This is a genomic window from Bradyrhizobium sp. P2_E8, from assembly GCF_056403875.1.
The window spans coordinates 1-5,980 of the sequence record NZ_JBFUES010000440.1 but is presented as its reverse complement, the minus strand read 5'-3'; the positions used below and the strand labels follow the sequence as shown (position 1 = coordinate 5,980).

General features: G+C 64.8%; 6 protein-coding genes. 3 read left to right on the top strand and 3 right to left on the bottom strand.

What is annotated here, in order from left to right:
- Positions 1-201 precede the first annotated feature (201 nt).
- Positions 202-1,584, bottom strand: a complete 1,383-nt coding sequence (locus tag AC1D00_RS23005; RefSeq protein ID WP_477012229.1) for a hypothetical protein — start codon at positions 1,582-1,584, stop codon at positions 202-204.
- Positions 1,585-1,757: 173 nt separating this feature from the next.
- On the opposite strand from AC1D00_RS23005, the gene glmU reads away from it, so the two are divergent.
- Positions 1,758-3,113 carry a bifunctional UDP-N-acetylglucosamine diphosphorylase/glucosamine-1-phosphate N-acetyltransferase GlmU gene (gene glmU, locus AC1D00_RS23000; RefSeq protein WP_477012228.1) on the top strand — a complete coding sequence of 452 codons (1,356 nt, stop codon included), beginning with the start codon at positions 1,758-1,760 and terminating at the stop codon, positions 3,111-3,113.
- A 45-nt stretch (positions 3,114-3,158) separates the two neighbouring features.
- Positions 3,159-3,344 (top strand): hypothetical protein, encoded by a 186-nt coding sequence (locus tag AC1D00_RS22995; protein WP_135175339.1) that lies wholly within the window; start codon positions 3,159-3,161, stop codon positions 3,342-3,344.
- A 9-nt stretch (positions 3,345-3,353) separates the two neighbouring features.
- Here the strand turns inward: AC1D00_RS22995 and AC1D00_RS22990 are convergent, their stop codons facing one another.
- Both AC1D00_RS22990 and AC1D00_RS22985 read right to left on the bottom strand, forming a co-directional pair.
- Positions 3,354-3,572: a hypothetical protein gene (locus AC1D00_RS22990; protein WP_135175340.1), complete on the bottom strand. Its 219-nt coding sequence runs from the start codon at positions 3,570-3,572 to the stop codon at positions 3,354-3,356.
- Positions 3,573-3,761: 189 nt separating this feature from the next.
- Positions 3,762-4,268 (bottom strand): GDSL-type esterase/lipase family protein, encoded by a 507-nt coding sequence (locus AC1D00_RS22985; protein ID WP_477012227.1) that lies wholly within the window; start codon positions 4,266-4,268, stop codon positions 3,762-3,764.
- A gap of 529 nt (positions 4,269-4,797) precedes the next feature.
- Between AC1D00_RS22985 and glmS the strand changes: the two genes are divergently transcribed.
- Positions 4,798-5,980: glutamine--fructose-6-phosphate transaminase (isomerizing) (gene glmS / locus AC1D00_RS22980; RefSeq protein WP_477012226.1), on the top strand; the 1,183-nt coding region annotated here is incomplete at its 3' end.

The following is a 5,980-nucleotide window of genomic DNA, read 5'->3' as shown; positions in this document are numbered from 1 at the left end:
GAACTGCACCTGGTAGGGCGAGAGGCGGAAGGGCTTTTTTGTCATGGGCGCAATATGGTCGGGATGACGGGAGGGGGCAACAGGGGCGACCCAACTTTTCTGTCCATCGCTCGCAAGCCGTTAGACTGGCAGTGCTGTCAGGACATTTGGCTCGCGCGCCATCTTTGTGGCTCAACCGATCCAATCGGCACGCACCATTCCCTACCGCCTGAAGAACGACGACAACGTCGATCCCGCCGACGCCGTCTCCGGCTTGGCCGGCGTTGCCGGCGGCTGTGCGGCAGGTGCAGGCGCGGGCTCCTCGCGCTTTGATGAGCGCTTCGAGGAATAGCTGCGGCGGCGCTTGTCCGGCTTGGCGGTGGGGGCGGGCGCAGGTGCAGTCTCGGCTTGCGGCGCGGCGTCCGGGTTCTTCTCGGCGTTCTTTTCCTGAACCCTGTCCTGGGACTTTTCTTGTCCCTTCTCCGACCCTCCGCGCATCGACAGCCGCTGGCCGTCGAACACGGTGGTCTCGCAGTGACGGTCGTTCTCGGCGAGGCCCGCGCAGAGCTTTGCGGCGGCGGCGGCGTTGATCAGCGGGCCGGCACCCAGGCGGAGCTGCATGCCAAGGCCGGTGGTGCCTTCCTTGATCATGATGATCGGCCGCAGCGCTGCGATCTCGGGATTGGATTTGGTCACGCCGCGCCAGAGCGCGCGCAGGCCGTCGATCGAGTTGGCGCCGCCGAGATCGATCGCGAAGCGCGTCTGCTGAACCGCGATCGCGGGAGCCTCGCTTTCGGTTGCCTCCGAAGGCTTGGCCGATGCGGCTGCGACTTCGGTCGGGGCGGGCGCCGGCTCGGTCTTCTTCTCGGCGGTCTTCTCGGTTGTCTTCTCAGCCGTCTCGGGTTGAACCAGTTTCGACGCGGCGGGATCAGGCGGCGCCATGATCGACTTGGAGGGCACCAGCGGAAGCATCGGCAGCGCCGATGTCGTCGCCGGCGACTGCTGCACGAGGGAGGCCGCGGCCGCGCTCTGCGACGGCGGGCTCGACGGCTCCTTTGCGGCGTCCTTCGCAGTGTCCTTTGTCGGCTCCTTCGCCTGGTCCTTGGCGGCTGCCGCGCGCGGCTTGTCGCTGGATGGCACCGGCATCGAGGCGACCGGCGCGACGCTGGGCGCCGCAGGCGGTGCGTCAGGCGCCGGCGTGTCCTGCGGCTTTGCGCTCTGCCTGGCGATGGCGCCAGTGACGGAATCGAGCCCTTGCTCCAGCACGGTGACGCGCGAATAGAGCCGGTCGCGATCGGCATTCAGCGTCTCGACGGCGGCGGCGAGGCGGCGGGCCTCGTTCTGGCTTTCCCTGGTCAGCAACTGAAGCCGGTCGGCCTGGCGCGCGAGATCGGCGGACGCAACCTGGTCGCGCCGCCAGCCGAGCTGAGCCTGGTTGGCCATCACCGCGATGACGACGGCGCCGACGGCCGCAACGCCCCAGGAGCCCAGCCGCCACATCATGCCGCGGTCGAACGTGCTTTCCTCGGCCAAAAGTCCAGAGAACAGCCCGCCAGTCTCCTTGGTGCCGAAGGCATCCGCCAGTGGGTCGGAATCCTTTGCCATGAACGTTAAGTGCCCAGCCCTGTCCGGCTTCCCCGAATCAATCAGGGAACATTAACAGGAAAAGCACCTCGCACTTGAATTCCGGGCGTTTGCGGGGGTAGCAAGGCAGGCAACATGAGGGCGGCCTGCCGCCTGCCGCGCCAGTTGATTCGGCCGTATCTGACAGGATTGCGATGACCGCCCGCTCCAGCCTCACGATCGTGCTCGCCGCTGGCGAAGGCACGCGCATGCGCTCACGCCTGCCGAAAGTGCTGCATCCCGTCGCCCACCAGACGCTGCTCGCCCATGTGCTCGCCGCCGCCCCCAAGGGAACCGGCACCGCGCTCGCCGTCGTGGTTGGCCCGGATCATCAGGCGGTGGCCGATGAGGCGAGGCGCATCCGCCCCGATGCGCTCACCTTCGTGCAAGCCGAACGGCTCGGCACCGCGCATGCGGTGCTGGCAGCGCGCGAGGCGATCGCGCGCGGCGTGGACGATCTGCTGATCGCCTTCGGCGACACGCCGCTGATCTCGGCCGAGACCTTCGCGCGGCTGCGCGCGCCGCTGGCCAACGGCGCCGCGATCGCCGCGCTCGGCTTCCGCGCCGCCGACCCCACCGGCTATGGCCGCTTCATCGTCGAGGGCGACCGCCTGGTCGCGATCCGCGAGCAGGCCGATGCCAGCGCGGACGAGCGCAAGATCGATCTGTGCAATGCCGGCGTGATGGCGATCGACGGACGCCGCGCGCTCGCGATCCTCGACAAAATCGGCAATGCGAATTCCAAGGGCGAATATTATCTGACGGATGCGGTCGAGATCGTCCGCGAACAGGGATGGGAGTCCGTGGTGATCGAGACCAGCGAGGACGAGGTGCGCGGCATCAACACCAAGGCGCAGCTCGCGGAAGCCGAAGGCGTGATGCAGGCGCGGCTGCGCAAGACGGCGATGGAAGCCGGCGTGACACTGATCGCGCCCGAGACGGTTTATCTGTCCGCCGACACCGTGTTCGGCAAGGACGTCACCATCGAGCCGTTCGTGGTGATCGGCCCCGGCGTCTCGATCGCCGACGGCACGGTGATCCATTCCTTCTCGCACATCGTCGAGACCACGCTCGGCAGGAACGTCTCGATCGGACCCTATGCGCGGCTGCGCCCCGGTACCTCGCTCGGCGACGGTGCGCGGATCGGCAATTTCGTGGAGACCAAGGCGGCGACGCTGGAGGCCGGCGTCAAGGTCAACCATCTCTCCTACATTGGCGATGCCACCGTCGGCGCCAATTCCAACATCGGCGCCGGCACCATCACCTGCAACTACGACGGCTTCAAGAAGCACAAGACGGTGATCGGGCAGGGCGCCTTCGTCGGCACCAACTCCTCGCTGGTGGCACCGGTGAAAATCGGCAACGGCGCCTATATCGGCTCCGGCTCGGTGATCACGCGCGACGTGCCCGACGATGCGATGGCGCTCGAGCGCAACCAGCAGACCATCAGGGAAGGCGGCGCGGCGCGCTATCGCGAGATGAAGATGCGCGGCAAGAAGCCGGAGAAGTGAGCGGCCGAGTGCCGATCCCCGATCGGTGTTGTTAGGGCTGCGCTCATGGACGACGACTTCATCGACGAAACGATCTCATTCCTCGTCAAGCGCGTCATCATGCCACCGGGACGATGGGTACTGGAACAGGTCGGYGAGCCTCGCCCAGCCGAGGTCGCATCGCTGGTCACCGGACTGGCGTTCTGGGCGTTCGTCGTTTTCCTCGTGTTTGCCCTGGTGCTGAGGTGGTGAGGCGCGTCGCTATTCGTCGTCGGCGAATTCGGAGAAGATGGCGCGGGTCAGGCGCCAGCCGCGYGGCTTGGCGCGCTTGACCGGTTCGCCTTCCGGATGCTTGACGAAGACGGGCTTGCTTTCCTTGCCGCGCTGGGGCGGCGGCCAATGCGCAAGGTGCGTGCCCGAGGTCTCGCTGGCACGCAGATATTTCGACGAGAGACCCTTGCGGTCGGACGAGCCTTTCATGGCCTTGTTCTCCAGAACGGGAATCGTTGGCCAAATATGTTGACGCGGAGTTAATATGCAGGGTTAAGGCCCGCGAATCCTAGGTCTGAGGCCGCAGGCGTTCGCCGCGCGATGCTGTCGTAATCCGCGCGAATTCGGCCACGGGCCGRAACTCACAAAGTGCAGCACCTGTTGCTGGCGTTGCGCGCGCTATCTCACCATTCCGGCTAAGATGGTCGCGACCTTCTGGTTCCCCGCGGCGTTCAAGTGAACGCCGTCGGGAGCCTTCATTCCGGGTTGTCCTCGTACCGAGAGGTAGATCCCCATCGCATCGACGATCTTGATGCCCCGCGCCCTTAGCTGGCTCTTGATGGCAGCGAGATTTGCCGCAGACTGTGCTGCACTCATATTACGCCGTTGATCATTGAACGCGTTGTCAGCCAAGATAACGATCTTGGTTCCCGGCGGGACGGCGCTCGGTACCCGTGCAAGCGTTAAATCGGTGGTTTCAGCGTAGACTCCGGCGTTTATAATGTGGCTCTGCGAGCCCCTTGCACGCAACAAACCCTCTAATACGGCCGGCCACATTTCAGACTCGGCCACAACACCACGAACTGCGCTGTGGCCAAGCGCCACGATCTGCGCTGATGCAAAATTTGTTGAAATAAGAACGATGCCGGCGACCGCCAGCAAAAACAGCCGAGCCTTCGAGTTCATGTAGTCTCGCCTCCTTAACTGATCGATATAGACAACGCGGTTTCGATCGCCTCGCCGATCGCAAAATCCTGACGACCTATTCCGCAGCTAAGTAAGAAGGTTACCTTACCGACTGGCACCGCCAATGCTAGGGACGATGATGGCCATCGCGCAGTCTACATTGCCGCAGTCGGGGTCATCTGCTGACATCRCCGGCCGCGTGCGGATGGCCGTGCACGGTGGTCCAGCCGCAGCGCGCGGGTCAGTCATCGCGCGCCCAATGGCCCGCCGGATCGCGCGGGAATGGTCGAAAATGAGCTATACGGTACCGCGCGCGGCCGGCGGGCAGCGTCGGACGTCAGTGCGGCCGGACAAAGTGGGTTTGGGAAAAATTTACTGCTATACCCCGGAAGAGGCTGGGAAGCGTTTGATCGTATTGCACTGTAGCAACTCGCAATAATTATTGAGTATCTGGTTCCTTAGGAACTTCGCTAAAGACTGAGCGCGTCGTTTTGGCGATTTTTCGACGATTTGGGGGATATTGATCCGCATGTGCGGGATTGTCGGCATTCTCGGGCGCGAGCCGGTTGCAGAGCAATTGGTGGATTCGCTCAAACGTCTTGAATATCGCGGCTACGATTCCGCGGGCGTCGCCACGCTCGAGGGCAAGCATCTCGAGCGCCGCCGCGCCGAGGGCAAGCTGAAGAATCTGGAGAAGCGGCTGGAGGCCGAGCCGCTCAAGGGCACGACCGGCATCGGTCACACCCGCTGGGCCACCCACGGCAAGCCGACCGTCAACAACGCCCATCCGCACGCGACCGAGCGCGTCGCCGTGGTCCACAACGGCATCATCGAGAATTTCCGCGAGCTGCGCGAGGAGCTCGAGAAGAAGGGCACGGTGTTCCACACCGAGACCGACACCGAGATCGTGCTGCATCTCGTCGACGACCTGCTCACGCGCGGCAACAAGCCGGTCGAGGCGGTGAAGCTGGCGCTGACGCGGCTGCGCGGCGCCTTCGCGCTCGGCTTCATCTTCGCCGGCGATGACGATCTGATGATCGGCGCGCGCAACGGCCCGCCGCTCGCGATCGGCTATGGCGACGGCGAGATGTATCTCGGCTCCGACGCCATCGCGCTCGGCCCGTTCACCGACACGATCAGCTATCTCGAGGACGGCGACTGGGTGGTGCTGACGCGCAAGAGCGCCACGATCTTCGACAAGGACGGCCATGCCGTCCAGCGCGACAAGATCAAGCACGCCGCAGCGACTTCGCTGGTCGACAAGGCCAATTACCGCCACTTCATGGCCAAGGAGATCCACGAGCAGCCGGAAGTGGTCGGCCACACGCTGGCTCGCTATGTCGACATGGCGACCGAACGCGTCGCGCTGCCGGTCAAGCTGCCGTTCGACTTCAAGAACATCCAGCGCATCAACATCACCGCCTGCGGCACCGCGAGCTATGCCGGCTTCGTCGCCAAATACTGGTTCGAGCGTTTCGCGCGCGTGCCGGTCGAGGTCGATGTCGCCWCCGAATTCCGCTACCGCGAGGCGCCCTTGCGCAAGGGCGATCTCGCCATCTTCATCTCGCAATCGGGCGAGACCGCCGACACGCTGGCGGCGTTGCGCTATGCCAAGGCCGAGGGTGTGCACACGGTGGCCGTGGTCAACGTGCCGACCTCGACGATCGCGCGCGAGAGCGAGACCGTGCTGCCGACGCTGGCCGGTCCCGAGA

Bases quoted from the DNA above. Each gene is read 5' to 3' on its own strand.
- AC1D00_RS23005 (WP_477012229.1), bottom strand. From the start codon at position 1,584: ATGGCAAAGGATTCCGACCCACTGGCGGATGCCTTCGGCACCAAGGAG.
- glmU (WP_477012228.1), top strand. From the start codon at position 1,758: ATGACCGCCCGCTCCAGCCTCACGATCGTGCTCGCCGCTGGCGAAGGC.
- AC1D00_RS22985 (WP_477012227.1), bottom strand. From the start codon at position 4,268: ATGAACTCGAAGGCTCGGCTGTTTTTGCTGGCGGTCGCCGGCATCGTT.